This is a genomic window from Ochrobactrum sp. PL_is483, assembly GCF_055816855.1.
In genome coordinates this window covers 88,197-112,889 of record NZ_JBVPGS010000022.1, presented here as the reverse complement: position 1 = coordinate 112,889, position 24,693 = coordinate 88,197, and the positions used below count along the sequence as shown (strand labels likewise).

General features: G+C 58.6%; 26 protein-coding genes. 20 read left to right on the top strand and 6 right to left on the bottom strand.

The window, feature by feature from the left end; all coding sequences use genetic code 11:
• Position 1: 1 nt before the first annotated feature.
• On the bottom strand, positions 2–733 hold the full coding sequence (locus tag AC0TNJ_RS03225) for a DUF1045 domain-containing protein (protein WP_473770203.1): 732 nt from the start codon (positions 731–733) through the stop codon (positions 2–4).
• 225 nt (positions 734–958) lie between these two features.
• Between AC0TNJ_RS03225 and AC0TNJ_RS03220 the strand changes: the two genes are divergently transcribed.
• Positions 959–1,876, top strand: a complete 918-nt coding sequence (locus AC0TNJ_RS03220) for a sugar kinase (RefSeq protein WP_473770202.1) — start codon at positions 959–961, stop codon at positions 1,874–1,876.
• A 64-nt stretch (positions 1,877–1,940) separates the two neighbouring features.
• On the opposite strand, the gene AC0TNJ_RS03215 is transcribed toward AC0TNJ_RS03220, so the two are convergent.
• Positions 1,941–2,963, bottom strand: a complete 1,023-nt coding sequence (locus AC0TNJ_RS03215) for an aldose epimerase family protein (RefSeq protein WP_473770201.1) — start codon at positions 2,961–2,963, stop codon at positions 1,941–1,943.
• Positions 2,964–3,182: 219 nt separating this feature from the next.
• On the opposite strand from AC0TNJ_RS03215, the gene AC0TNJ_RS03210 reads away from it, so the two are divergent.
• The 8 genes from AC0TNJ_RS03210 to purB all read left to right on the top strand — a co-directional run bounded on the left by AC0TNJ_RS03210 (position 3,183) and on the right by purB (position 11,097).
• Entirely contained in the window at positions 3,183–3,941 is a 759-nt protein-coding gene (locus AC0TNJ_RS03210) for a glycoside hydrolase family 108 protein (protein ID WP_473770200.1), read from the top strand.
• Positions 3,942–4,154: 213 nt separating this feature from the next.
• On the top strand, positions 4,155–4,436 hold the full coding sequence (locus AC0TNJ_RS03205) for an acyl carrier protein (RefSeq protein WP_121982570.1): 282 nt from the start codon (positions 4,155–4,157) through the stop codon (positions 4,434–4,436).
• A 97-nt stretch (positions 4,437–4,533) separates the two neighbouring features.
• Complete coding sequence (locus AC0TNJ_RS03200) at positions 4,534–5,715, top strand: beta-ketoacyl-ACP synthase (protein WP_473770199.1); 1,182 nt, start codon at positions 4,534–4,536, stop codon at positions 5,713–5,715.
• A 1-nt stretch (position 5,716) separates the two neighbouring features.
• Positions 5,717–6,994 (top strand): beta-ketoacyl-ACP synthase, encoded by a 1,278-nt coding sequence (locus AC0TNJ_RS03195; protein ID WP_122000144.1) that lies wholly within the window; start codon positions 5,717–5,719, stop codon positions 6,992–6,994.
• A gap of 80 nt (positions 6,995–7,074) precedes the next feature.
• Positions 7,075–8,103 carry a zinc-binding dehydrogenase gene (locus AC0TNJ_RS03190; RefSeq protein WP_122000248.1) on the top strand — a complete coding sequence of 343 codons (1,029 nt, stop codon included), beginning with the start codon at positions 7,075–7,077 and terminating at the stop codon, positions 8,101–8,103.
• An 11-nt stretch (positions 8,104–8,114) separates the two neighbouring features.
• The gene (locus tag AC0TNJ_RS03185) at positions 8,115–9,041 is read left to right on the top strand and encodes a lipid A biosynthesis lauroyl acyltransferase (protein ID WP_473770198.1); all 927 of its coding nucleotides are present in this window, start codon (positions 8,115–8,117) and stop codon (positions 9,039–9,041) included.
• A 51-nt stretch (positions 9,042–9,092) separates the two neighbouring features.
• Positions 9,093–9,770 carry a ribulose-phosphate 3-epimerase gene (gene rpe / locus AC0TNJ_RS03180; RefSeq protein ID WP_112587914.1) on the top strand — a complete coding sequence of 226 codons (678 nt, stop codon included), beginning with the start codon at positions 9,093–9,095 and terminating at the stop codon, positions 9,768–9,770.
• 25 nt (positions 9,771–9,795) lie between these two features.
• On the top strand, positions 9,796–11,097 hold the full coding sequence (gene purB / locus AC0TNJ_RS03175; protein ID WP_121982565.1) for an adenylosuccinate lyase: 1,302 nt from the start codon (positions 9,796–9,798) through the stop codon (positions 11,095–11,097).
• A gap of 329 nt (positions 11,098–11,426) precedes the next feature.
• On the opposite strand, the gene AC0TNJ_RS03170 is transcribed toward purB, so the two are convergent.
• Positions 11,427–12,383 carry a VOC family protein gene (locus AC0TNJ_RS03170; RefSeq protein WP_473770197.1) on the bottom strand — a complete coding sequence of 319 codons (957 nt, stop codon included), beginning with the start codon at positions 12,381–12,383 and terminating at the stop codon, positions 11,427–11,429.
• A 265-nt stretch (positions 12,384–12,648) separates the two neighbouring features.
• Here AC0TNJ_RS03170 and AC0TNJ_RS03165 point away from each other — a divergent pair, with 265 nt between their 5' ends.
• Entirely contained in the window at positions 12,649–13,215 is a 567-nt protein-coding gene (locus AC0TNJ_RS03165; RefSeq protein ID WP_473767582.1) for an alpha/beta hydrolase, read from the top strand.
• 70 nt (positions 13,216–13,285) lie between these two features.
• Here the strand turns inward: AC0TNJ_RS03165 and AC0TNJ_RS03160 are convergent, their stop codons facing one another.
• Together AC0TNJ_RS03160 and AC0TNJ_RS03155 are read right to left on the bottom strand one after the other, a co-directional pair.
• Positions 13,286–14,053, bottom strand: coding sequence for an HpcH/HpaI aldolase family protein (locus tag AC0TNJ_RS03160; protein ID WP_473767672.1), 768 nt, complete (start codon positions 14,051–14,053; stop codon positions 13,286–13,288).
• 61 nt (positions 14,054–14,114) lie between these two features.
• Positions 14,115–14,438 carry a DUF1476 domain-containing protein gene (locus AC0TNJ_RS03155; protein ID WP_121982563.1) on the bottom strand — a complete coding sequence of 108 codons (324 nt, stop codon included), beginning with the start codon at positions 14,436–14,438 and terminating at the stop codon, positions 14,115–14,117.
• 256 nt (positions 14,439–14,694) lie between these two features.
• Between AC0TNJ_RS03155 and purC the strand changes: the two genes are divergently transcribed.
• From purC to AC0TNJ_RS03130, 5 genes are all read left to right on the top strand, one after another.
• The gene (gene purC, locus AC0TNJ_RS03150; RefSeq protein ID WP_122000138.1) at positions 14,695–15,459 is read left to right on the top strand and encodes a phosphoribosylaminoimidazolesuccinocarboxamide synthase; all 765 of its coding nucleotides are present in this window, start codon (positions 14,695–14,697) and stop codon (positions 15,457–15,459) included.
• A gap of 119 nt (positions 15,460–15,578) precedes the next feature.
• A complete protein-coding gene (gene purS, locus AC0TNJ_RS03145) occupies positions 15,579–15,821 on the top strand; it encodes a phosphoribosylformylglycinamidine synthase subunit PurS (protein ID WP_008935658.1) in 243 nt (80 codons plus the stop codon).
• 22 nt (positions 15,822–15,843) lie between these two features.
• Positions 15,844–16,515 (top strand): phosphoribosylformylglycinamidine synthase subunit PurQ, encoded by a 672-nt coding sequence (purQ, locus tag AC0TNJ_RS03140; RefSeq protein WP_122000137.1) that lies wholly within the window; start codon positions 15,844–15,846, stop codon positions 16,513–16,515.
• A gap of 253 nt (positions 16,516–16,768) precedes the next feature.
• A complete protein-coding gene (locus tag AC0TNJ_RS03135; RefSeq protein ID WP_122000136.1) occupies positions 16,769–17,416 on the top strand; it encodes a glutathione S-transferase family protein in 648 nt (215 codons plus the stop codon).
• Positions 17,417–17,481: 65 nt separating this feature from the next.
• Positions 17,482–17,883 (top strand): hypothetical protein, encoded by a 402-nt coding sequence (locus tag AC0TNJ_RS03130; RefSeq protein WP_473767585.1) that lies wholly within the window; start codon positions 17,482–17,484, stop codon positions 17,881–17,883.
• Between the two features lie 49 nt (positions 17,884–17,932).
• On the opposite strand, the gene AC0TNJ_RS03125 is transcribed toward AC0TNJ_RS03130, so the two are convergent.
• A complete protein-coding gene (locus tag AC0TNJ_RS03125) occupies positions 17,933–18,220 on the bottom strand; it encodes a DUF1127 domain-containing protein (protein WP_473770196.1) in 288 nt (95 codons plus the stop codon).
• A gap of 157 nt (positions 18,221–18,377) precedes the next feature.
• Between AC0TNJ_RS03125 and AC0TNJ_RS03120 the strand changes: the two genes are divergently transcribed.
• The 5 genes from AC0TNJ_RS03120 (at position 18,378) to AC0TNJ_RS03100 (ending at position 24,602) form a co-directional block, all read left to right on the top strand.
• Positions 18,378–19,784, top strand: a complete 1,407-nt coding sequence (locus AC0TNJ_RS03120; RefSeq protein ID WP_473770195.1) for an aminotransferase-like domain-containing protein — start codon at positions 18,378–18,380, stop codon at positions 19,782–19,784.
• Between the two features lie 173 nt (positions 19,785–19,957).
• On the top strand, positions 19,958–22,180 hold the full coding sequence (purL, locus tag AC0TNJ_RS03115) for a phosphoribosylformylglycinamidine synthase subunit PurL (protein ID WP_473767588.1): 2,223 nt from the start codon (positions 19,958–19,960) through the stop codon (positions 22,178–22,180).
• A 224-nt stretch (positions 22,181–22,404) separates the two neighbouring features.
• Positions 22,405–22,638 (top strand): BolA/IbaG family iron-sulfur metabolism protein, encoded by a 234-nt coding sequence (locus tag AC0TNJ_RS03110; protein ID WP_006466620.1) that lies wholly within the window; start codon positions 22,405–22,407, stop codon positions 22,636–22,638.
• A 184-nt stretch (positions 22,639–22,822) separates the two neighbouring features.
• Positions 22,823–23,155, top strand: coding sequence for a Grx4 family monothiol glutaredoxin (grxD, locus tag AC0TNJ_RS03105; RefSeq protein WP_112587901.1), 333 nt, complete (start codon positions 22,823–22,825; stop codon positions 23,153–23,155).
• A 181-nt stretch (positions 23,156–23,336) separates the two neighbouring features.
• Positions 23,337–24,602, top strand: coding sequence for a multidrug effflux MFS transporter (locus AC0TNJ_RS03100; protein WP_122000131.1), 1,266 nt, complete (start codon positions 23,337–23,339; stop codon positions 24,600–24,602).
• Positions 24,603–24,693 lie beyond the last annotated feature (91 nt).

The following is a 24,693-nucleotide window of genomic DNA, read 5'->3' as shown; positions in this document are numbered from 1 at the left end:
GTTACGGCCTCCCAACCGCTCGTGAGGTCCGAGCCGATGTAACCTTGCCGCCGGTCAGAGGATGCAGCGAATGTATCTCGAAAGGAGCACCTTTCTCAGGTTCCACGAGCAAAGCGAGGTTCGCAACCTCCACGGCATCGCCCAGCAGCGGCGTGAAGAAATCGTCCAGCGTTCGCTCCACGCGGGCGCGGTCCTTCTCTTCCACCGGGCCGGTCAGCGTCATATGAAAGCGGAACTCCTCAAAAACATAAGGATAGCCCCAGCGCTCGATATTGTGCCGCTGTGCCTCGCTGAGGCGCTCCGGCCGTCGCTTCGCAATTTCCGCCTCGTTGAGCGGGGCGCGAAACCGGTCGAAGGCGACGACGACATCATTGGCGAGCTGGTTCAATTCGGCCACCGGCTCTTCCGGCACAAGCGCGAAGAACGGCCCGATTGCGTGAAGCTTGAGACGCGGAATGATGACGGGTGACGCCGACGATGCGAAATGCATCAAGGCCGAAAGCAGGTCGTTTTCGGTGTGTTGCTCATCCAGACGAAACGGAGCCTTCATCGTCGCATGAAAACCGTAGCGGCGCGGCTCTTCGGTCAGCCGGACGATTTCATCGGTCGCAAGCGAGCGAATCGCAGGCATCTTGACCGGCTCGCCGCTGAACGCATTGCGCCCGAGCCAGTTCGCGGCAACCTTCAAAAGCGCATCATTGGATGGCGGCGTGAAATAAATCGCATAACGCATGTCAAATCCTTAGGCGAGGTTCGCGACACGGCGTCAGCGGAACTCCAAAACATCAACGAGAGCATTTCCCGATTCTAAGGGCGATGCGGTCGGCGGATGCTTACACAATGAATGTGGCAAGTCGATAAAGGTCACATGACACTGCTGACGAAATGCCGACAAACCAATTTTACATGGGCGAAAATTAGTATAGGCGTTAGCCCCGTTTCAAGCGAGGAGACTGACATGGGCGGATTTGCATCTATCGGCGAATGCATGATCGAGCTTTCGGGCAACGAAGGCGACCAGTGGCGCATGGGGTTTGCGGGCGATACGCTCAACACTGCGTGGTACATGCGGGCGCTGATGGAAAAATCCTATCCCGTCGAATATGTAACCGCGTTCGGCCAGGACAATTTTTCCCAGAAACAACGTGTGTTCCTGACCTCCAACGGTATCGGTATAGCCCATAGCCCGATCATCGATGGGCTGCATCCCGGCCTTTACGCCATCACGCTCAACGGTGCCGAGCGCTCCTTCACCTATTGGCGCAGCGACGCCGCCGCAAGGCGTCTGGCCAGTGACCGCGAAGCGCTGGAAAAGAGCCTGACCCGCCGCGACATCATCTATTTTTCCGGTATTTCGGTCGCCATCATCCTGCCCGAGCATCGCGACACGTTTTTCGATGTCCTGCGCCAATGCCGCGCCGCCGGTTCGCGCATTGCCTTCGACCCGAATTTCCGGCACCAGCTATGGCCGGACCGCAAGGCCGCACAGGATATCATCAGCGAAGCAATGCGCATCGCCGATATTGCCCTGCCCACCTTCCCGGACGAACAGGCGCTGTTTGGCGACAAGGATGCCAGCGCCTGCGCTGACCGCCTTGCCGCGCTTGGCGTAAAGGAAATCGTCGTCAAGGATGGCACCGAACCGGCCCTGCTTGTCGCCGACGGTGAAAGAGTGCTGGTGCCATCCGTCGTTGCGCAAGCTGTCGACACGACGGGCGCAGGCGACAGTTTCAACGGCGCCTATCTCGCTGCGCGCCTGAACGGGCTTTCTCCCGTGGAAGCAGCCCGCAAGGCGCATCTGGTTGCAGCCCGCGTGGTCGAGATACGCGGCGCGCTTGCTCCAATGGAAACCGCACGCGCCGCCTTTGCTGATTGATCAAAGCATGTCTCCCCAAAGTGGGACCCGGCTTGGGGATAAAGACATGCGTGAAAACAAAAACTTAAAGCGTGTCGCGTGAGAAGCTGAAATGGCTGGTCTGGGCGTAAATCTCGCCCGGACGCAATATTGCCTGCGGGAAATACGGATATTCCAGCGATCCGGGCCATATCTGCGGCTCCAGGCAGAATCCTGCATGTTTTCCGTAGGGTTTGCCCGTGAGGCCTATGCAATCATTGGCCATCGTATTGCCCGCATAGAACTGAACGCCCGGCTCTGTCGTTGAAATATCGAGGCGAATGCCGGAACGCGCGCCCTTCACCGACGCACATGGACGCAATGGCCCCCGCGCCGCCGCGAGGCAGAAATTGCTGTCATATTGGACCTGATGGCCGTTCTCCTCGAAGCGAATCGGGCGAAACTCCCTGAAATCATATGGCGTCCCTTTGACCGGCAGAACGCGTCCGTCCGGAATGAGAGCCTCGTCGACCGGCATATAGGCATCTGCCTCGATTTTAAGCTGGTGATCAAGAATATCGCCCTCGCCGCCGTCATCGAGATTGAAGTAGCTGTGATGCAGCAGGTTGCAGACAGTCGGCTTGTCGGTCACAGCCTCCAGCCGCACGATCAGCGCTCCCTCCTCATTGAGCATGTAGGTGCAGCTTACATTCAGATTGCCGGGAAAGCCCATTTCGCCATCCGTGGCCACCGTCGCAAGCGTCACGAAATCCGGGCCTGTCGCGGTTATTGTCCAGACGCGATTGCCCAATCCCTTGCTGCCGCCATGCAGGTTATGGCGATCCTGAAAATTCGGCTCCACCTCATAGGTCGTTCCGTCCAGTTCAAACCGGGCATTGCGGATGCGGTTGGCCGAACGGCCTGCAATCGCCCCAAGATGCGGCGAATGCGCCGGATAATCGGCAAAGTCGCGATAACCGATCACAAGCGGGGCTGCGTGGCCTTCCATGCGCAAATCCTGAATGGCCGCGCCCCAGCTTATGATCTTGGCCGTCAGCGGGCCGTTGGAGATAGTGAGCCGGTGAACCGCCTGCCCGTCCGGTGCATATCCAAAGATTTCCGAATTCACGTTTGCCCGCCTGTAAATGATGCAGCGTTGAGATGCCCATGAATCCGCATCCATGCGCGAGGCGCAAGATGCGAGATGATCAAATAATGATTTTGAACAAAACTTGATCGAACAGAATAACCGATGCATTTCGGGCTGTTTTCCCGCTGCAAACTGATGTTATGATGACACTCAAACTATTGATTATTATGGCTAAAGACTAATTTAGAGGCTTTTCAGATGAAGTCGAATTTCCAGAAAGTCATGCCTTATGTTTTTAGTGAAGAAGGCGGCTATGTCGACAACCCCGCCGACCCCGGCGGCGCAACCAATATGGGCATCACCATCGCAACCCTGTCTGCGTGGGAGGGGCATCGCGTATCGCCTGAAGACGTAAAGAACCTGACAGAGGCGACCGCCACGAAAATCTATCAGGCACAATTCTGGAACAAGATCGACGGCGACAGCCTGCCTTCCGGCCTCGACTACGCAGTGTTCGACTTTGCCGTCAATTCAGGTCCCGGACGCGCGGCAAAGATGCTGCAAGGCGTTCTGGGCGTACCGGAGGATGGCGTGATTGGCGCAAAGACGGTTGCGGCTGCGAACATGCGGCCCGCCGGCGATATCATCAATGCCCTGTGCGACGCCCGCGCAACCTGGCTGAAAGGCCTGTCGACGGCATCGACCTTCGGAAAAGGCTGGCTCGCCCGTGTCGAGCGGGTACGCTCGCGCGCGCTGGCGCTCGCCGACAAATCACCGGTTCCTCGCCCGGTCGCCGTCATGAGCGAGGTCGCACCGAAAGCCCGTCAGGGCGATACGGCCTTCACATCTGCCTTGATGCATCCGGAAGCCCTGGGCACAATGGGCAGCGTCGCATCGGGCCTCGCGGCGATTGTATCCGGGAATGGCCCGGTGCAATATGCGCTTGCGATCATCATGATCGCTTGCGCTGCCGTAGGTCTATGGTACTTTATCAGGCGGGTCCGAAGCGAACCCTGACGGCATCGCAACAACCGGGCTTTGAGAATATTTCCAAAACAAGAGTTTGCCTTTATGTTGCGCTTCGCATGTTGCGCGCCTTATATGCGCATTCGAAAGCCCGGTGCTTGTGAAAGTAATATGACTTTCCCTATCACCGGAAAAACGCTAGACACGCGCAAACAGTCAGATGCGTGCCATCTCTGGCACCGCCATGAATAAAGGAATCGAAACTTGTCCTCTACTTTTGACAAAGTCGCCGACATCATCGCCGAAACCAGTGAAATCGACCGTGACACCATCACGCCTGATAGCCACACCATCGACGATCTGGGCATCGACAGCCTCGACTTCCTCGACATCGTCTTCGCTATCGACAAGGCTTTCGGCATCAAGATTCCGCTTGAGCAGTGGACCCAGGAAGTGAACGAAGGCAAGGTTCCTACCGAGGAATATTTCGTTCTCAAGAACCTCTGCGCAAAAATCGACGAGCTGGTTGCAGCCAAGAAGGCCTGAGCCAGAGCATAATATGACGGTATTCAAGGGTGGGCAGAAATGTTCGCCCTGATTCCGTTTCTGGAGCAGTTTCAGCAGCACGGGCAGAACGCAACTCATGCAGAACAATAAAGTCGTCATCACAGGCATCGGCATTCTTTCTTCGCTCGGCGAAGGGATAGACGTGCATTGGAACGCTTTCTCGAAGGCTGGCAGTGAACCGCGTCTCGAAAAGCAAGCCTTTGCGCCCTATACGGTTCATCCGCTCGGCGAAGTGGACTGGAGCCTGCAAATTCCAAAGCGCGGCGACCAGCGCCAGATGGAAACCTGGCAGCGCCTCGGCACTTACGCTGCCGGGCTGGCGCTTCAGGATGCGGGCATGAAGGATGACGAGGCGCTCTGCGCGACCATGGATATGGTCGTCGGAGCCGGTGGCGGCGAGCGCGATATTACCGTCGACATGCAGATTCTGGATGAAGGCCGCACCCGCAATGATCGCGGCGTCATGCTGAACGAGAAACTCTCGACCGAACTGCGCCCGACCCTGTTTCTGGCGCAGCTTTCCAACCTGCTCGCAGGCAATATTTCCATCGTGCACAAGGTTACGGGTTCCTCGCGCACCTTCATGGGCGAAGAAGGTTCCGGCCTTTCGGCCATCGAGACCGCAGCCGCACGCATCCGCACCGGCCAGAGCACCCATGCACTGGTTGGCGGCTCCTACAATGCCGAACATTTCGACATGATTCTCGGCCATGAGCTTGGCGGCCTGCTCAAGCATGACGGCTGGGCTCCGCTGTGGAGCCGCGACGGTTCGGCAGGCGGCGGCATGGTTTCCGGTTCCGGCGGCGTGTTCCTCGTTCTGGAAAGCGCCGATCATGCCGCAAAGCGTGGCGCCCGCGCCTATGCGGAAGTGGCCGGGATTGAAAGCGCGCAGATCCGCCGCGACAATGCCGACCTTGCCAACACGATCCGCGAACTTGTGCTTGCTGCCAATGACGGCAAGGAACCGTCCTATGTTGTTTCCGGCGCTTCCGGCGCGCATGAAGCGACCGGCGCGGAGAAAACCGCACTGGACGCCCTGTCGGCAGCCTATCGCGGCATTTCCGGCTTGACCGGCCACATGCGCGAGGCGCAGTTCCCGCTGGCGCTGGCGCTTGCAGCCATTTCCGTCTGGAAGGGCGAGGCTTTCGCGCCGCTGGATGCTTCCGAAAAGGACGCCAGTGGCCCAATCAGCGAAGCAATTGTCACCATCGTCGGCGCCACGCGTGCCGAAGGCGCAGCAAAGCTGGTGAGAGTGTAAGATGACGAAATATACAGACCATCTCGGCCGTCCCATTGTCGCCATCACCGGCGCTGGCGTGGTTTCCTCGCTCGGTCAGGGCAAGGAAGACAACTGGGCTGCATTGACCAGCGGGAAATCGGGCATTCACACCATCACCCGCTTTCCGACCGACAATCTCAATACGCGCTTTTCCGGCACGGTGGATTTCCTGCCTGAAAGCGATGTGGGCGCATCGGCGCTTTCCGAAGCGCTGGCCCGACTCGCCGGTGAGGAAGCCCTCGCCCAGTCCGGCCTTTCATCGACCGATTTCGGCGGCCCGCTGTTTCTGGCAGCTCCCCCGGTCGAACTCGATTGGAAAAGCCGCTTTGCGCTTGATGCAACCGTGAAGAATGAAGGCCCGGCAAGCTATCAGCTTCTGCTGGAAGCCTGCCGTCGCGCGCGTCAGGACGAGCTCTTCAACACCACCCAGTTTGGCTATATCGCCGAACGCCTGTCGGAAGCTTTCGGCACGCGCGGCCTGCCGATCACGCTGTCGACGGCGTGTGCCTCGGGCGCAACCGCGATCCAGCTCGGCGTGGAAGCCATCCGTCGCGGCGAAAGCGACCGGGTTCTCTCTATCGGAACCGACGGTTCCGTCTCTGCCGAAGCGCTGATCCGCTTCTCGCTGCTGTCGGCCCTTTCCACCCAGAACGACAAGCCGGAAAAGGCTTCCAAGCCCTTCTCCAAGGATCGCGACGGCTTTGCCATGTCGGAGGGTTCTGGCGCTCTGGTAATGGAATCGCTGGAAAGCGCGGTTGCGCGTGGCGCCAAGGTTCTGGGCATTCTGGCCGGTTGCGGCGAAAAGGCCGATGATTTCCACCGCACCCGCTCCAAGCCGGATGCGTCACCCGCCATCGGCACGGTGCGCGCCGCCCTTGCGGATGCCGGTCTCACCGAAGACCAGATTTCCTACATCAATGCCCACGGCACCTCGACGCCGGAAAACGACAAGATGGAATATCTGGCGCTTTCGTCCGTATTCGGCGACAAGCTGGCCTCCATTCCGGTTTCCTCCAACAAGTCGATGATCGGCCATACGCTGACCGCAGCGGGCGCCATCGAAGCCGTCTTCTCGCTTCTGACGATCCAGACCGGCACGCTGCCGCCAACCATCAATTACGACAATCCGGACCCCGCTATTCCGCTTGATGTCGTGCCGAATGTGAAGCGTCAGGCGGAGGTTTCTGCCGTGCTTTCCAACTCGTTTGGTTTCGGCGGACAGAATACGAGCCTTGTTTTGGCGGCAAATCCGAATTAATCGGTCCGGCAAATACGAATTTTCCCATGATCCCGGACGGTTCGCCGTTTCCGGGATTATGTCTTGAAAAGGATTACTTCATGCGCGCCTTGCAGCTTCTCGATGACCGCCGCCTTGAAATCACCGATATCACACCGCCGCCCGCCCCCGGCATCGGCGAGGTGACCGTGCGGATCAAGGCCGTCGCGCTCAACCACATCGACGTGTGGGGCTGGCGCGGCATGGCATTTGCCAAGCGCAAGATGCCGCTCGTCATCGGTGCGGAAGCCTCCGGTATCGTCGATGCTGTCGGCCCCGGCGTTTCCAACCTCCTGCCCGGCCAGCTTGTTTCGATCTATGGTGCGCGCACCTGCGGCCTTTGCCGCGCCTGCCGCGAAGGCCGTGACAATCTGTGCGAGCATGTCGGCGGCGTGCATGGTTTCCATCTCGACGGCTTTGCCTGCGAAGCGGTGAACCTGCCTGCCCGCCTGCTCGTTCCCGCCCCTCCCGGCGTGGACGCCATCGGCGCTGCTGTCGCGCCTGTCACCTTCGGCACGGTCGAGCATATGCTGTTCGACAATGCCAAGCTTGAGCCCGGCGAAACCGTGCTCGTTCAGGCTGGCGGCTCCGGCATCGGCACGGCGGCGATCCAGCTTGCCAAGAAGATGGGCTGCACGGTCATCACCACTGTCGGCTCCGACGACAAGATCGAGAAAGCCAAGGCGCTCGGTGCCGATCACGTCATCAATTACCGCGAAGACCGCTTTGAAGGTGTGGTGCGCAAGCTCACCAAGAAAAAGGGCGTGGATGTGGTGTTCGAGCATGTGGGCGCGGACACCTGGGCGGGTTCGATGCTGTGCATGAAGCGCGGCGCGCGTCTCGTCACCTGCGGCTCGACCTCCGGCGTTTCCACCAACATGAACCTGATGCAGCTCTTCCAGCAGCAGCTCAAGATTTTCGGCTCCTTCGGCTGCCGCATGGAAAACATGGCCGACGCCATGCAGAAAATGGCGCGCGGCATCGTGCATCCGGTCATCGACACTGTGGTCGGCTTCAACGATATCGACACGGCGCTGAAGCGCATGGAAGGCCGCGACGTCTTCGGCAAGATCATTCTTGAGATCGACTGAGCCGCAATTCCATGATGTTCAAGCTGAAACTTTTGCTCTTCCGCTGGACCCGCAAGCTGAAGCAGTTCAACTACTGGCTCTGGGCACAGGCCGTATTTCTGCTGCTTGGCCTGCTGCGCCTGTTCCCGGCGAAGGCAGCGATCAGCTTTTCGGCAAAGGTGGCCCGTCTGGTCGGGCCGCTGACGCCGCGCCACAAGGTGGCGGCCGATAATCTGCGTCAGGCCTATCCAGAGAAAAGCGACGCTGAAATCGAGGATATCGCCCGCGAAATGTGGGATTCGATGGCGCGCCTCTTCGCGGAATATATCTTCCTCGATGCGGTCTTCGATTTCGATCCCCATGCAACCACGCCGGGGCTGGTCGAAGTGGAAGGCATTCCGATTTTCGAGCGCCTGCGCGACGAGAAGAAGCCGCATATCTTCTTTACCGCCCATACCGGCAATTTCGAGCTTCTGCCGATCTGTGCCGCCACCTTTGGCCTCAATGTCACGGCCCTCTTTCGTCCGCCGAACAATCCCTATATCGCCGACAAGGTGCTGAAGGCGCGCCGCACCAATATGGGCCATCTGGTGCCGTCGAAAGCCGGTGCGGCATGGTCGCTTGCGCATATTCTCGATGAAGGCGGCAATGTCGGCATGCTGGTGGACCAGAAGTTCCGTCGCGGCGTGCCTTCCACTTTCTTCAATCGTCCGGTGAAGACCAATCCGCTATTGGCCAAGCTTGCGCGGCAATATGATTGCGACGTCTATCCGGCGCGCTGCATCCGCCTTCCCGGCGGGCGTTATCGCCTCGAACTCTACGAGCGCATGGAATTGCCGCGCGACGACAAGGGCGAGATCGATGTAGCCGCAACCGCGCAGCTTCTGAACGATACCGTGGAAACATGGGTGCGCGAATATCCCGGCCAGTGGATGTGGTTCCACAAGCGCTGGGGATAGGATTCTCGCCCCTCATGTGCTAGGGGCTGGCCAAAGTTACGGAGATCACATATGCGCCCCATCGCCATCGCCCCGTCCATCCTTTCCGCCGATTTCGCCCGCCTTGGTGAAGAAGTCGACGCCGTGCTGGAAGCCGGTGCCGACTGGGTGCATATCGACGTCATGGACGGGCATTTTGTGCCGAACATCACTTTCGGCCCGCAAGTGGTGAAGGCGATCCGTCCGCGCACCAAGGCATTCTTCGATGCGCATCTGATGATTGCGCCTTGCGATCCCTATCTGGCGCCGTTTGCCGATGCCGGTTGCGATCTCATCACAATTCATGCGGAAGCCGGTCCGCACACGCACCGCTCGCTGCAATCGATCCGCGCCCTCGGCAAGAAGGCCGGTCTGGCTTTGAACCCCGCAACGCCTGCCGAAGCACTGACCAACGTCATCGAAGATGTCGATCTCGTCCTCGTCATGACGGTCAATCCCGGCTTTGGCGGCCAGAAATTCATTGCCCCGATGCTCGACAAGATCAAGCGCGTCCGCGAAATGGTCGGCGACCGCCCTATCGACATTGAAGTCGATGGCGGTATCACGCCTGAAACCGCAGGCTCGGTCGTTGCCGCTGGCGCCAACATTCTTGTGGCCGGTTCGGCTGTCTACAAGGGCAATTCGGTCGAGAGCTACCGCGCCAATATCGATGCCATTCGTGCCGCAGCCGAAGCTGCGCGCAACCGTTAAACTCACACGTCTACAGGATACGCCCATGATCCCGCGCTATTCCCGGCCTGAAATGGTCGCCATCTGGTCGCCAGAAACGAAATTTCGCATCTGGTTCGAGATCGAAGCCTATGCCTGCGAGGCGCTGGCGCAACTGGGCGTCATTCCAAAGGATGCGGCAAAGACCATCTGGGAAAAGGGCAGCGTGGCGAAATTCGACGTCGCCCGCATCGATGAGATCGAAGCTGTCACCAAGCATGACGTCATCGCCTTCCTGACGCATCTGGCCGAATTCATCGGCCCGGACAGCCGTTTCGTGCATCAGGGCATGACCTCATCGGATGTGCTCGACACCACGCTCAACGTCCAGCTCGTACGCGCTGCCGATCTGCTGCTCGCCGACATGGACCGCGTGCTGGAAGCCCTGAAGAAGCGCGCCTTCGAGCATAAGGACACGGTGCGCATTGGCCGCAGCCATGGCATCCATGCGGAACCCACGACGATGGGCCTTACCTTTGCGCGTTTCTATGCCGAAATGGCGCGTGGCCGCGCTCGCCTCGTTGCGGCCCGCGCGGAAATCGCAACCGGCGCTATTTCCGGCGCTGTCGGCACTTTCGCCAATATCGACCCGCGTGTGGAAGAATATGTCTGCGCCAAGCTTGGCCTTGAGGCCGAACCTGTCTCGACACAGGTCATCCCGCGCGACCGCCACGCCATGTTCTTCGCAACGCTCGGCGTCATCGCCTCCTCGATGGAAAACATCGCCATCGAAATCCGCCACATGCAGCGCACGGAAGTTCTGGAAGCAGAAGAATTCTTCTCGCCGGGCCAGAAGGGTTCGTCCGCCATGCCGCACAAGCGCAATCCGGTCCTGACCGAAAACCTGACCGGCCTTGCCCGTCTGGTGCGCATGTCGGTAACGCCTGCCATGGAAAACGTGGCCCTCTGGCACGAACGCGATATCTCCCATTCGAGCGTCGAACGCGCCATTGGCCCGGACACCACCATCACGCTCGACTTCGCGCTCAACCGTCTTGCTGGCGTGATCGAAAAGCTGGTCATCTACCCGGACAACATGCTGAAAAACATGAACAAGTTCCGTGGTCTTGTGCATTCGCAGCGCGTGCTTCTGGCGCTGACGCAGGCAGGCGTTTCGCGTGAAGACGCTTATCGTCTCGTGCAGCGCAACGCCATGAAGGTCTGGGAACAGGGCGCCGACTTCCTCGAAGAACTGCTGGCCGACACGGAAGTGCGTGCAGCGCTTTCCGAAGAACAGATCCGCGAAAAATTCGATCTCGGCTACCACACCAAGCATGTGGATACGATTTTCAAACGCGTCTTCGGTTAAGAAGATTTCGGCTCTGGCGGGCTGGAAATGGCGTCTTGAGTTTTGCAGTCGCATAATCTGATCCGAAAAGTCTGCAACTTTTCGAGATTATGCGAAGCTTCCGGTGCTCACGTCGTTTTCTCTGACGCATAGCCTTATCCGAAAAGTCTACAACTTTTCGGGGCTATGCTTGGGAGTACGCTCCGCTCCGGTTCTCGAAACCCACCATTTTGGCCACGCCATAACCAAAATCTGGACCGCGCCCTTTGAGGGCCTCATAAATTGAATCCGAAAAAAGCCCCATGTTTTTGAAAACATGGGGCTTTTTATTATCCATAATGGCGTAGCTTTTATGCTTTGGTCTTGATCGTATTGACCACATTGCCCCACGGATCGACGAATGTGCTGTTGTCGCCGCCGCGCGTATCCTCCAGCTCGACCCACGCAAGGCCAGTGCGATCCATATCGCGTTTTCCCGCACCGGCACTCTGCCAGGCATTGGCTGCAATATGGTGGTGATAGCGCCCGGTGGACATGAAAACCGCCCGGTCGCCATAGGTCTGAACGGTTTCGAGGCCGAGTTCATTGTGCCAGAAGGTTTCGGCCTCCTGCGCATTGCCAACGCGCAGATGCACATGGCCCACGACCGTATTTTGCGGGGCAAAGGTCCATTCTCCGCCTTCCTGCTTGATGACATCCAGCAAATTGCCGACATCAAGCGGATCGGTGCTCATGGCCACGCGATCGCCATTCCATTGCCATTGGTCGTGCGGACGGTCGGTATAGATTTCGATGCCGTTGCCTTCGGGGTCGGTCAGATAGATGGCTTCGCTCACCTTGTGATCCGACGCGCCGCTGACCGGCAGTTGCTTATCGATGGCGCGGCGCGACCAGCGCGCAAGGTCTCCTCGCGTGGGTAGCAAAAACGCGGTGTGATAAAGACCGGCGCTGCGCGGATCATCCGGCTTGGCGGCTGAAAACTGCTCAATTTCCATCAGTTCGCGGTCGCCCGCACCAAGTACAATCGATGCGCCGCGGCGGGTCATTTCTCGTAAGCCGACGACGTCGCGATAATATTCAGCCAGCGTTTCGGCATCGCGCGCCTTGAGGCCGACGCGCGCCACACGCATTGGCGTGGTCATTGCGAAAGGAAGCGGAGCGACCGGGCGTTCGGTTTCGACTGCCGTTGCTCTCAGTTGCTGTGTCATGTCGCCCTCCTTCGACGGCATTTCTGCGCGAACAGGAAGAATGTGGGCCATGACAGCAGTCCCGGCAGCGCCGAGGACCTTACGTCTGCTGATTGCCATGCCATTAACTCCGTCGCGTTTCAAATCTTGGCCGGAGTGCATTTCGATCTGGTTGGGATCAGGTCTGCACTCTAACTGTTGGCGCGCATCTTGTTCCGAAAACCGTTTCACACTTTTCGGGATGCGCCCTAAACATCACCATTTGGAGCGTGTTTCACAAGATCGCGATCAGCGAACAGGCTGTTCATCATTCACATGCCTTCTATGCGTTGCACGCGATACGCGCCGCTTGAAGAAGTCACAAAGCCTCTCTAAATGGGGAGCCATGAAAGTCAAAGACGCAGATATCCTCATCATCCCCGGCTATACCAATTCCGGTCCCGATCACTGGCAGACCCGCTGGGAGAGTAAACTCTCGACGGCGCGGCGCGTACAGCAGGCCGAATGGACCAAGCCAGTTCGTGAAGACTGGATCGGTGAAGTGGTAAAGGCCGCCAATGCCGCCACCAGGCCGATTGTTCTGGTTGCGCATTCGCTGGGTGTCGCCACTGCCGTTCATGCGCTGCCGCATATCCAGCACAAGATTGCGGGCGCGTTTTTTGTTGCGCCGCCGGATGTTTCCAACGACAAGATCAGGCCCAAACACCTGATGACGTTCGGTCCCTACCCGCGTGACCCCCTGCCGTTCCCGACGATCACCGTTGTCAGCCGCAACGATCCCTTCTCCAGCTTCGAAGCCGCAGAAGATGTCGTGAAGGATTGGGGCGCGATGCTGATCGATGCTGGCGAATCCGGACATATCAATTCGGAATCCGGTCATGGCCCATGGCCGGAAGGCTCAATGGTATTCGCCGAGTTCATGACGCAGCTACAGCCGCCCAAGCACCACTGATCTTTGTGCAAATTGCATAAAAAAGGCGGGTCAGAAGCCCGCCTTTTCCTTCTTGTCTATTACGACGAACTTAATCGCGAACCGCTTTTGTCAGCGTTTCGGCTGCGAGGCGGATATAGCCGCCATCATTGCTGAGCGTCAGGAAGCGGAAGCCAAGCGGAATGTAGCGGCGCGCAAATTCCGCAGTCGGCGAATAGATGCCTGCAAACTTGCCAGCCGCAATTGCCTTGCGCGCAATATTGCCGATCGGCTCCACAATCGCATCCGAATGTGGATTGGCCTCGCGTCCATTGCTCCAGGCGATGGAGAAATCCGCCGGTCCTACGAAAACGCCATCGATGCCGCGCACGTCCAGAATGGCATCCAGCGCATCATAGGCGTCTCGCGTTTCGATCATCGCGAAAGCAAGTGTGTCGTGATTTGCGGTCGTCAGATAATCGTTGGAACCCGGCGTGCCGTAATCCGCATTGGCCCGGAACACGCCCCATGAACGCTCGCCCACCGGCGGATATTTCATGGCGGCTGCAAACCGGCGCGCATCCTCGACCGAATTGATCATCGGGGCGATGACCGCCTGCGCGCCGAAATCCAGCGCGCGGCTTGCCATGTCGAAACGGCCGACGGGAATGCGCACGACGGGCGGCTTGCCCGCATTCAGGATAAGGCCCAGCGAGCGAAGCACGCTCGCCTCATCGTGGCCGCCATGCTGCATGTCGAGCGTTACGGCGTCGAAAGCGCTATGGGCGAGAATTTCGACCGTCAGGGGTTCAGGAAGGGAGGACCATGCGGAAAGCACTGTTTCCCCGGCGCGAAGGCGCGACGACAACGACATTCGAATTTCCTTCATTTCATAAGCTCAGGGCGGAAATGCCACCGGCACATCCGCCCTGAATTATTCATCAATCCTGCTTCACCTGACGAATGGCTTCCTCAAGGAAAGCGAACATCTTCTCGCGGATTGCTTCATCGGCTACGCTGACATTGGCAGCATCGAAGTCGGCGCGGATCTTGCGGAAAACATCCTCGTCACCGGCTTCCTCGAAGTCGGCGGCAACGACTTCCTTGGCATAGGCTTCCGCCTCCGCATCCTTCTTGCCAAGCTGGTCTGCGGCCCAGAGTCCCAGAAGCTTATTGCGGCGTGCCTCCGCCTTGAAGCGCAGTTCCGCATCAAGCGCGAATTTCTTTTCAAAAGCGTCGCGGCGATCATCCATGCCAGTGGTCATTCCTAAAGCTCCCAGACTTACAAGTTAGAAGAGATCGTCATCCGTTCTCTTGCCTAAAGCTGGCAAGGGGCGCAAGATTATACAAGGGCTTAAAGACTACTTTCTTGCGACTCATACGTAAACTTGCGTCAGAAACGCCGAAAACGGGGGAACGGGCACAAAGCAGGATTGTTAAAAGCCCACAATTGCTATAGGTAGCCCGCGAGAATAGCGGCTGAGAGCCGATCACCATAAATATGGAAATCCGAGAAAAGCCATGAACCGTCGCCGCCGTATTTACGAGGGCAAGGCCAAGATTCTTTACGAAGGCCCTGAACCCGGTACGTTAGTCCAATTCTTCAAAGATGATGCAACTGCCTTCAATGCAAAGAAGCATGAAGTCATCGACGGAAAAGGCGTGCTGAACAACCGCATTTCCGAACATATCTTCACCCAGCTCAACCGCATCGGCATTCCGACGCACTTCATCCGCCGCCTCAACATGCGTGAGCAGCTGATCAAGGAAGTGGAAATCATTCCGCTTGAAGTGGTTGTGCGCAATGTGGCCGCCGGTTCGCTGGCCAAGCGCCTTGGCCTGGAAGAAGGCACCATCCTGCCGCGCTCGATCATCGAGTTCTATTACAAGGCCGACGCGCTCGATGACCCGATGGTCACCGAAGAGCATATCACGGCTTTCGGCTGGGCAAGCCCGCCGGAAATCGATGACATCATGGCGCTCGCCATTCGCGTCAACGACTTCCTCACCGGCCTGTTCCTCGGCATCGGCATCCAGCTTGTCGACTTCAAGATGGAATGCGGTCGCCTGTGGGAAGGCGACATGATGCGCATCGTCGTCGCCGACGAAATTTCGCCGGATTCAGCTCGTCTTTGGGATATCACCACCAATGACAAGCTCGACAAGGACCGTTTCCGCCGCGATATGGGCGGGCTGGTCGAGGCCTATCAGGAAGTTGCGCGCCGTCTCGGCATCATGAACGAGAACGACACGCCGCGCCCATCCGGCCCAACGCTCGTGAAATAATATCCGCCCAGCCCGGAAGGGCATGATCCCGAAAGGTCGACACGGTTTTTCGGACCAGATCATGCCAAAACAACCCTTCCGGGCTGTTTCATTCGTTCTAAAATTGCAGGAACTACAGAGTGATCAAGGCACGCGTCACCGTTACACTGAAAAACGGCGTTCTCGACCCGCAGGGCAAGGCAATCGTCGGCGCGCTCGGCAGCCTCGGTTTCGACGGCGTCAGCTCCGCACGTCAGGGCAAGGTGTTCGATCTGGAACTGGAAGGCTCGGACAAGGCCAAGGCCGAAGCAGACCTGAAAGCCATGTGCGAGAAGCTGCTCGCCAACACCGTGATTGAAGATTATTCTATCGCCATCGCCTGAGCCCAATAAGGAAGCAGTCGCCATGAAATCCGCAGTCATTCTCCTTCCCGGTCTCAATCGCGATCGCGACATGATCGCGGCGCTGACCAAGATCACCGGACAGGCTCCGGTGACCGTCTGGCAGACTGACACCAGCATTCCCGACGATGTGGACCTGATCCTCATTCCCGGTGGCTTCTCCTATGGCGACTATCTGCGTTGCGGCGCCATTGCAGCCCGGATGCCTGTCATGCAGGCCGTCCGCGAGAAGGCCGATAAGGGCGTCATGGTCATGGGCGTCTGCAACGGCTTCCAGATCCTCGTCGAAGCTGGACTTCTGCCGGGCGCGCTGATGCGCAACGCCTCGCTGAAATTCGTCTGCCGCGAAGTGAAGCTCGAAGTGACCAACGCCAACACGTCGTTCACGCGCGGCTACCAGCCGGGCCAGATCATCCGCTGCCCGGTTGCACATCATGACGGCAATTATTTCGCCGATGCCGAAACGCTGAAGCGCATCGAAGGCGAAGGCCAGGTCGTGTTCCGCTATGCCGAAGGCACCAATCCGAACGGATCGGTCAACGATATTGCAGGCATCGTCAATGCACGCGGCAATGTGCTCGGCATGATGCCGCACCCGGAAAACCTGATCGAAGCGGCCCATGGCGGCATTGATGGCCGGGCGCTTTTTGCGGGCGCACTCGGCGTCGCGGCGTAAGCTGGCTGACATATGAACGGAAAAGGCGGCTCCCATCGAGCCGCCTTTTTTGTTGCGCCTGCTGCGCCTCAAAACTGCACTGGCAAAGCACCGTGTTTCGTGGCAGCTTGGCTTCAGGAGGCCTTTGACAAAGGACACACCGTCGGGGTCGCCTTCATACTTGTTTCGTGCGTTTTCCCGGCACAAATCGTCCACATTTTTGCTGGAAATGCCTCACAGATTTTAGCGATAAAGAATCAGGGGATCTTCAATCATGCAGCTATATTCCAGGCCTCTCTCCCCCTACTCATCTTTCGTGCGCGGCGTTCTCTATCTCAAGGACCTGCCGTTCAAGCCGATGAACCTGCCCTACCCGTTTCCGGCCGATTTCGCCAATATCACGCCGCTGCGCCGCATTCCGGTGCTGATCACCAGTTCCGGGGAAACGCTGTTCGAAGCCGCGGTCATCGCCGAATATCTCGAAGATCATTTTCCCGAAACGCCGGTTTTGCCCGGCACCCCGCGCGAACGCGCCCTGATCCGGCTCCTGGCGCGCGTGACGGAGCTTGAAGTTCTAGGCCCCGCAATGAAACTGTTCATCCTGTTGAGCAAGCCGGAGCGTGACAGCGCAAGCATCGAGCGCCTGTTCGACAAGATGCATACGGGGCTGAAAGTGGTTGAAAGCCGCCTCTCGGACAAGGCTTTCGCCGCCGGAGACGAGCCGACCCTTGCCGACTGCTGGCTCTTGCCGGTGCGTTTTCTCATGGAACCGTTGAAGAAGCTTTCCGGCAAAGCGGATTTGCTGGACGAATTCCCGAAATTCGATGCATATGAAGCCAAGGCGAAACAGCATCCGGCTTTCGAGCGCATCTGGAACGAGATGAGCGACGGACTGAAGGCCTTCATGCCGCAACTCGCCTGACATATTTACCCCCGCCCACATCTCATGCGTGCCTCTTTGAAGGCACGCACTATCGGAGCCCCTCCTTGAAGACCAAGACTTTCGCTCTTCTGGCCCTCCCGGCCATTGCAATGCTTGCGGCCTGCACCTCCAGCAAACCCACGGCGCCCACTGCCGTCGATGTCAAAAAGGCGGCGCTTCCAACCATGGAGCGCATCGCGCTGGCAGCAAATAGCTGCTGGTTCAAATCCAAGGACAAGGATTTCCGTGGTTATACGCTTGCGCCGGAACTGAACTCCTTTACCGGACGTCCGCGCATTCTCGTCGTGCCAGCCCGCAACCCGGCATCGCGTCCGCTACTTGTCGTGCAGGCGCAGGGAAATCCGGCTCGCGTCGAGACCTTCGGCCCCATGATGGGAGAAAGCCACGGCGGACGCATCGCCGCCGATGTCAACCGCTGGGCGTCGGGCCAGAGCGGCTGCCAGTAATCACAAGATACGTCGCGGAAACGCCGGAATTGGCTTTCCGCGACAGATTTCAACGTAGATGAAAGCACACCTTGCGCGCCTCGCGCTCTGCTTCACAACGCTGGAGGCCGATGTCGCGCAACTGATCATCGGTCAGTTCACCCAGGGCGATCCGGCTGCGCCGCAGCATCATGCGATAAGACAGCCAATTCAAGACCCACCGTAGATATCCGCCTCGCGGCTGTGCGGCTGTTGCCAGATGCACCTGCAATCCTTTCGGCAGATCCGCGGCCGTATCAGCCACGGGCATGGGAAGAATTGTATCTATTGTCTCGGTCTGCGGTCTGAAGTAGAACATTGTCTCGGTCCATTCTTTGCCAGTTGGGAGCTGGAAAGCAGATAGCCAGGCGTTTGTGCGCCTGAAACCGTTTCACGCTTTTCGGGATACGCTCTAAATAGCGACGAATTGACTCTATAATTGACTTGGCAATAGGTACAATTTATAAGTTGTCACCATGACAAATTGGCTTCCAGATCTTTCCGGCAAGTCCGGCCCTTTTTACCTGCAACTTGCCGACGCCATCGAAGAGGCAATCGGAAATGGCGGATTGCCTGCGGGCACGAAGCTGCCGCCGCAACGCAATCTGGCCTTCGACCTGAAGGTGACAATCGGCACAATCGGGCGCGCCTACGCCCTCGCCCACGAGCGCGGCCTTGTCACCGGCGAAGTTGGCCGGGGAACCTATGTTCTGGGCGAAGAACCGGCAGACAATGCGCTGTCCGCCTCTGGCATTGCCGGGACAAAGCCTGCCGATGTTCCCGCGGGGAAAATTCGCTTCGACACCACGGCGGCGCCGGATGTCGGCCAGCACGAAATTCTGGCCAGTATCAATGCGGATGTTCACCGGGATTTTCCGCAGGATATAGCAAGCTATTCGCGCTACTTTCCGCAGCACTGGCTGGAAGCCGGGCAAAAATGGCTTTCGCGAGCGGGTTGGCAGCCGGACCTCGACAACATTGTCGTCACCAATGGCGCGCAGGCGGCAAGCATTGCCATTATCACGGCCTTCACGAATCCCGGCGATCGCATCCTTTTCGAAAATCTGACCTATGCCCAGATCAGCCGCTCGGTACGCCTGCTCGGGCGGCGCACCATTCAGGCGGGGCTGGATGAATATGGCCTGATCCCGGAAGAATTCGAACGCGCCTGCCGCCAGCAGCACCCGACCCTCGCCTTCCTGATGCCGACCTTGCACAATCCGACTTTGTCCGTCATGCCGGAAGAACGGCGTCGCGCCATTGCCGACATTGCCCGGCGTTACAATGTCTGGCTGATTGAGGACGATATTTACGGCGTTATGTGCCAGAGCCCGATGCCGCCCCTGGCAAGCCTTGCGCCGGAACGCACATTCGTCGTTTCCGGCCTGTCCAAGGCCGTGGCCGCAGGCATACGCAGCGGATGGGTCGCCTGCCCTGCGCATTGCGCGCAGCGGGTGAAGGTGACGCACAAGATGGTTACGGGCGGCGCAGCATTCCTGCTCGCTGAAACCGGCGCACAGCTTGTATTGTCCGGCGAGGCCGATGCTATTCACGCCAAATGCCGTGAAGAAACCATCGCGCGCGAGGAAATAGCCCGCAAAATTTTCAGCGGGTTCGATTTTGTCTCCCGGCCCACGATCCCGTTTCTGTGGATGAGCCTGCCCGAACCGTGGCTTTCGGGAACCTTCAAGGCCGCAGCCTATGAAAGCGGAATCCTGATTGATGATGAGGACGAGTTCAAGGCCGGACGCGTAGACCAGATTTATCACCGGGTCCGCGTTGCCTTCTCCTCGCCTGCCGATCGCGAGGTGGTCGAAAATGGTTTTCTGACGCTGCGTCGCCTGCTTGAAAACGAACAGGCCGGATATGAGGGAAGCGTCTGACAGGCTTTACTCCGTTTTATCGTTACTGATATGCGATTGAGGCCGGGAAAGCGGTATTTTCCTGTCGCACTTCGTGAAAACATAGGTTAAAGAGGCGCCTTGAAACCTTAGGTATCCAGCCTTCGGCAGAGGGTTTTCGGGTGCCGCAGCCTGTGACGGGGTTCCCCATTTCCATGACTATTTCCAATACGCGAGACATCACGCCGGAATTGATCGAAGCGCATGGTCTTAAGCCGGACGAGTATCAGCGCATTCTTGAACTGATCGGGCGCGAACCCACCTTCACGGAGCTGGGGATTTTCTCGGCCATGTGGAACGAGCATTGCTCCTACAAGTCCTCCAAGAAATGGCTGCGCACGCTTCCGACAACCGGGCCGCGCGTTATTCAGGGCCCCGGCGAAAATGCGGGCGTGGTGGATATTGGCGATGGCGATTGCGTCGTCTTCAAGATGGAAAGCCACAACCACCCCTCCTATATCGAGCCCTATCAGGGTGCGGCGACCGGCGTTGGCGGCATCCTGCGCGACGTCTTCACCATGGGCGCGCGCCCTGTAGCAGCCATGAATGCGCTGCGCTTCGGCGAACCGGACCATCCCAAAACCCGTCACCTCGTCTCGGGCGTCGTTTCCGGCGTCGGCGGCTATGGCAATGCTTTTGGCGTGCCAACCGTTGGCGGCGAGGTGAATTTCGACAAGCGTTATAACGGCAACATCCTCGTCAATGCCTTTGCTGCCGGTCTGGCCAAGCATGACGGCATCTTCCTGTCGGAAGCCAAGGGCGTCGGCCTGCCGGTCGTTTATCTCGGCGCGAAGACTGGCCGCGATGGCGTCGGCGGCGCAACGATGGCATCGGCTGAATTCGACGAGTCGATCGAGGAAAAGCGCCCGACCGTTCAGGTGGGCGATCCATTTACCGAAAAATGCCTGCTTGAAGCCTGCCTCGAACTGATGGCTTCCGGCGCGGTCATCGCCATTCAGGACATGGGCGCGGCGGGCCTCACCTGCTCGGCGGTCGAAATGGGCGCCAAAGGCGATCTCGGAATCGAACTGATCCTCGATCATGTTCCGGTCCGCGAAGAGAGCATGACGGCCTATGAAATGATGCTTTCGGAAAGCCAGGAGCGCATGCTCATGGTTCTGAAGCCGGAAAAGGAAGCAGAAGCGCAGGCCATTTTCCGCAAATGGGGCCTCGACTTCGCCATCGTCGGCAAGACGACCGACGATCTGCGCTTCCGCGTCATCCATCAGGGCGAGGAAGTCGCCAATCTGCCGATCAAGGACCTGGGCGATGAAGCGCCGGAATATGATCGTCCGTGGATGGAGCCGGGCAAGCACGCGCCGCTGCCTGCCAGCAATGTGCCGCAGGTGGAAGACTATTCCGCTGCCCTGCTCAAGCTGATCGGCTCGCCCGATCTTTCGTCGCGCCGCTGGGTCTATGAGCAGTATGATACGCTCATTCAGGGCAATTCCTTGCAGGTGCCGGGCGGCGACGCCGGTGTGATCCGCGTCGAAGGCCATGAAACCAAGGCGCTCGCCTTCTCGTCGGACGTGACGCCGCGCTATTGCGAAGCGGACCCGTTTGAAGGCGGCAAGCAGGCCGTTGCCGAATGCTGGCGCAACATCACCGCGACCGGCGCGGAACCGCTGGCTGCGACCGACAATCTGAACTTCGGCAACCCTGAAAAGCCGGAAATCATGGGCCAGCTCGTCAAGGCCATCGAAGGCATTGGCGAAGCCTGCCGCGCGCTGGATTTCCCGATCGTTTCCGGCAATGTCTCGCTTTATAACGAGACCAACGGCCAGGCCATTCTGCCGACCCCGACCATTGCGGGCGTGGGCCTCATCCCCGACTGGTCGCAGATGGCGAAGATCGGCGGCATGCAGGACGGCGATACGCTCATCCTGCTTGGCGGTGACGGCACGCATCTTGGCCAGTCGGTCTATCTGCGCGATCTGTTCGACCGCGCCGATGGCCCCGCGCCTTTCGTCGATCTCGCGCTTGAAAAGCGCAACGGCGAATTTGTCCGCTCCGCCATCCGCAACGGTCAGGTTACGGCCTGCCATGACCTTTCCGACGGCGGTCTGGCGATTGCGGTTGCCGAAATGGCGATCAAGTCCGGCAAGGGCGCTGAACTCGATGCCGGCGACGGCCTGCCGCATGCCGTTCTTTTCGGTGAAGATCAGGCGCGCTATGTCGTCGCGGCCACGGCGGAAATGGCAAAGCTCGTTGCGCTGAATGCCGAAGGCGCAGGCGTTCCGTTCCGCGTGCTCGGCACGGTTGGCGGCGACCGCCTGAAGATTGGCAGCCTAGTCGATGTCAGCGTCGCCGATCTGGCTGGTGCCTTTGAAGGCTGGTTCCCCGGCTTCATGAGTGGCGAGCCGGTCAGCGATAACTGACCTGCCCCGCACGCCTGAACTCTTTATTTTACGCATTATCCTACGCAAAACCGCTTCGCACTTTTGCTGGAAATGCTTTAATTGCCGCCCGGATGGAAAGCCTGTCCGGGCGGTTTGCTTGTCTTTGATTTAAGCGTTAGACAGATGGTTGTTGACGTTCCACGATGGTGCGTTACGATTCGACAGAACGATAAGAAAAGGCCGGAAACGGCAGGAGATTTTGCATGGCTATGGACGCACATGAGATCGAAAAGCTGATACGCGAGGGGATTCCCGACGCAAAGGTGACGATCCGCGACCTTGCCGGTGACGGAGACCATTATGCCGCCGAGGTTGTCGCGGAAAGTTTTCGTGGCAAGTCCCGCGTGCAGCAGCACCAGATGGTCTATGATGCGCTGAAGGGCAATATGGGCGGCGTGCTGCACGCGCTCGCATTGCAGACGAGCGTACCGGAGTAATACGGGTTCTTTCGCGGGAACAGCGTCCGCTGCGGCAAGATGTTGCTCCCGCGAAAGCAAATTTCTCGCGCATTTGACTTGCTTTCACCCGATCCGGGTGGTTACCAGCATTCAAAGCGACTATATGGGAGATATCCTCCCATCCTGTGCCGGAATTTGGGCCGGCATTTTGAAAGGACCGCAAATGACCGGCATCAACGATTTCATCGACAATGAAGTGAAGACCAACGACGTCGTGCTTTTCATGAAGGGCACGCCGGGTTTCCCGCAGTGCGGTTTCTCCGGTCAGGTCGTCCAGATCCTCGACTATCTCGGCGTGGAATATAAGGGCGTCAACGTCCTGTCCTCTGACGAACTGCGTCAGGGCATCAAGGAATATTCCAGCTGGCCAACCATCCCCCAGCTTTATGTGAAGGGCGAATTCGTCGGCGGCTGCGATATCGTGCGCGAAATGTTCCAGTCAAACGAGTTGCAGGCACTTTTTACCGATAAAGGTATTGCAACCAAGGCTGCTTGAGGATTAATTGCCGGTTATACGGCTTTAGTCTCACTTTTTCAAAGGCGCCGTTCAACGGCGCCTTTCGCGTTTTGCTAGATGCTCAACGACGGATTCGATCTGTCGGCTTCTGCTTTCAAAATTTTGTCTTTCGTATCGTGTCTCCCGACGCGATGCGTCACCTTGCCAGGGAATGCCAGTCATGCCGCTCGACATCAAGAACGGTTCGCCGGACCAGAAAACCTCCATGCATGGGCGTGGCGAATTCATCGCGCTTATCGCAGCCATCATGGCCATCAACGCGCTGGCGGTGGACGTCATGCTGCCCGGCCTCCCGCAGATCGGCGCAAGCCTTGGCATTCAGTCGGAAAACCACGTCCAGTTCGTCATTACCGCCTATCTGCTCGGTTTCGGCGTTTCACAGCTGTTCTATGGACCGTTGAGCGACCGCTTCGGCCGCAGGCTGCCGCTGTTCGGCGGACTGGCCATCTATATCGCGGCAGCCCTTGCAGCGGCGGTCGTGACCGATTTTACGACGCTTATCGTCCTGCGCGTATTGCAGGGCCTCGGCGCAGCCGGTACGCGCGTGATCGCCGTCTCGGTCGTCCGCGACAAGTTCGCCGGACGCCAGATGGCCGAAGTCATGTCGCTTGTCACGATGGTATTCATGATCCTGCCTGTGGTTGCACCGGCGACGGGCCAGCTCATCATGCTTTTCGGCGAATGGCACCTGATTTTTCTGTCGATGGCCGTGATGGCGCTCATTGTCGGCATCTGGGCCTTCCTTCGCCTGCCCGAAACGCTGCCTGTATCCAATCGGCGCCCGCTCACGATCAAGAGCGTGATTGGCGGCTTCGGAATCGTTCTGTCGAACCGCGTCGCCCTGTTCTACACGCTCGGCACCTCGTTCATCCTCGGCGCACTGTTCGGCTATATCAATTCCGCACAGCAGATTTTCGTCGAAATTTACAAGCTCGGCGCGTTGTTCCCGGTCGCTTTTGCCGCCGTCGCCATGACGCTGGCGCTTGCTTCGTTCCTGAACTCGCGCCTGGTTGGCCGCTTCGGCATGCGGCGGATTTCCCAGACGATGCTGCTTGTCTTCACCGGGTTCAGTCTTTTGTGGATGGTGCTGTCGGTCATGATGGAAGGGCCGGTTCCCTTTCCGATCCTGATGGCGATCTACATGACCATCATGTTCTCGTTCAGCCTCGTGACCGCCAATTTCAACGCGCTGGCAATGGAGCCGCTCGGCGAGGTTGCCGGGACGGCCTCCTCCGTTCTGGGCTTCGCTCAGACCGTAATAGGCGCGGCATTGGGCGCAGTCATCGGCCAGTCCTTCGACGGCACCACGACACCAGTTGCGACCGGCTATTGCGTGCTCGGATTTGTGGCTCTGGGCTGCGTACTGATTGCCGAACGCGGACGGTTGTTCCGGGCGCAGAACCCGCGCGCGGAACACGTGATCTGATCATGCTGACGATAAAGAAAACCCGCACGGGCTGGCAATGCTACGTGCGGGATATACTCTTCATCTAAGCGAAATGGGTTGGGAGTTGGCG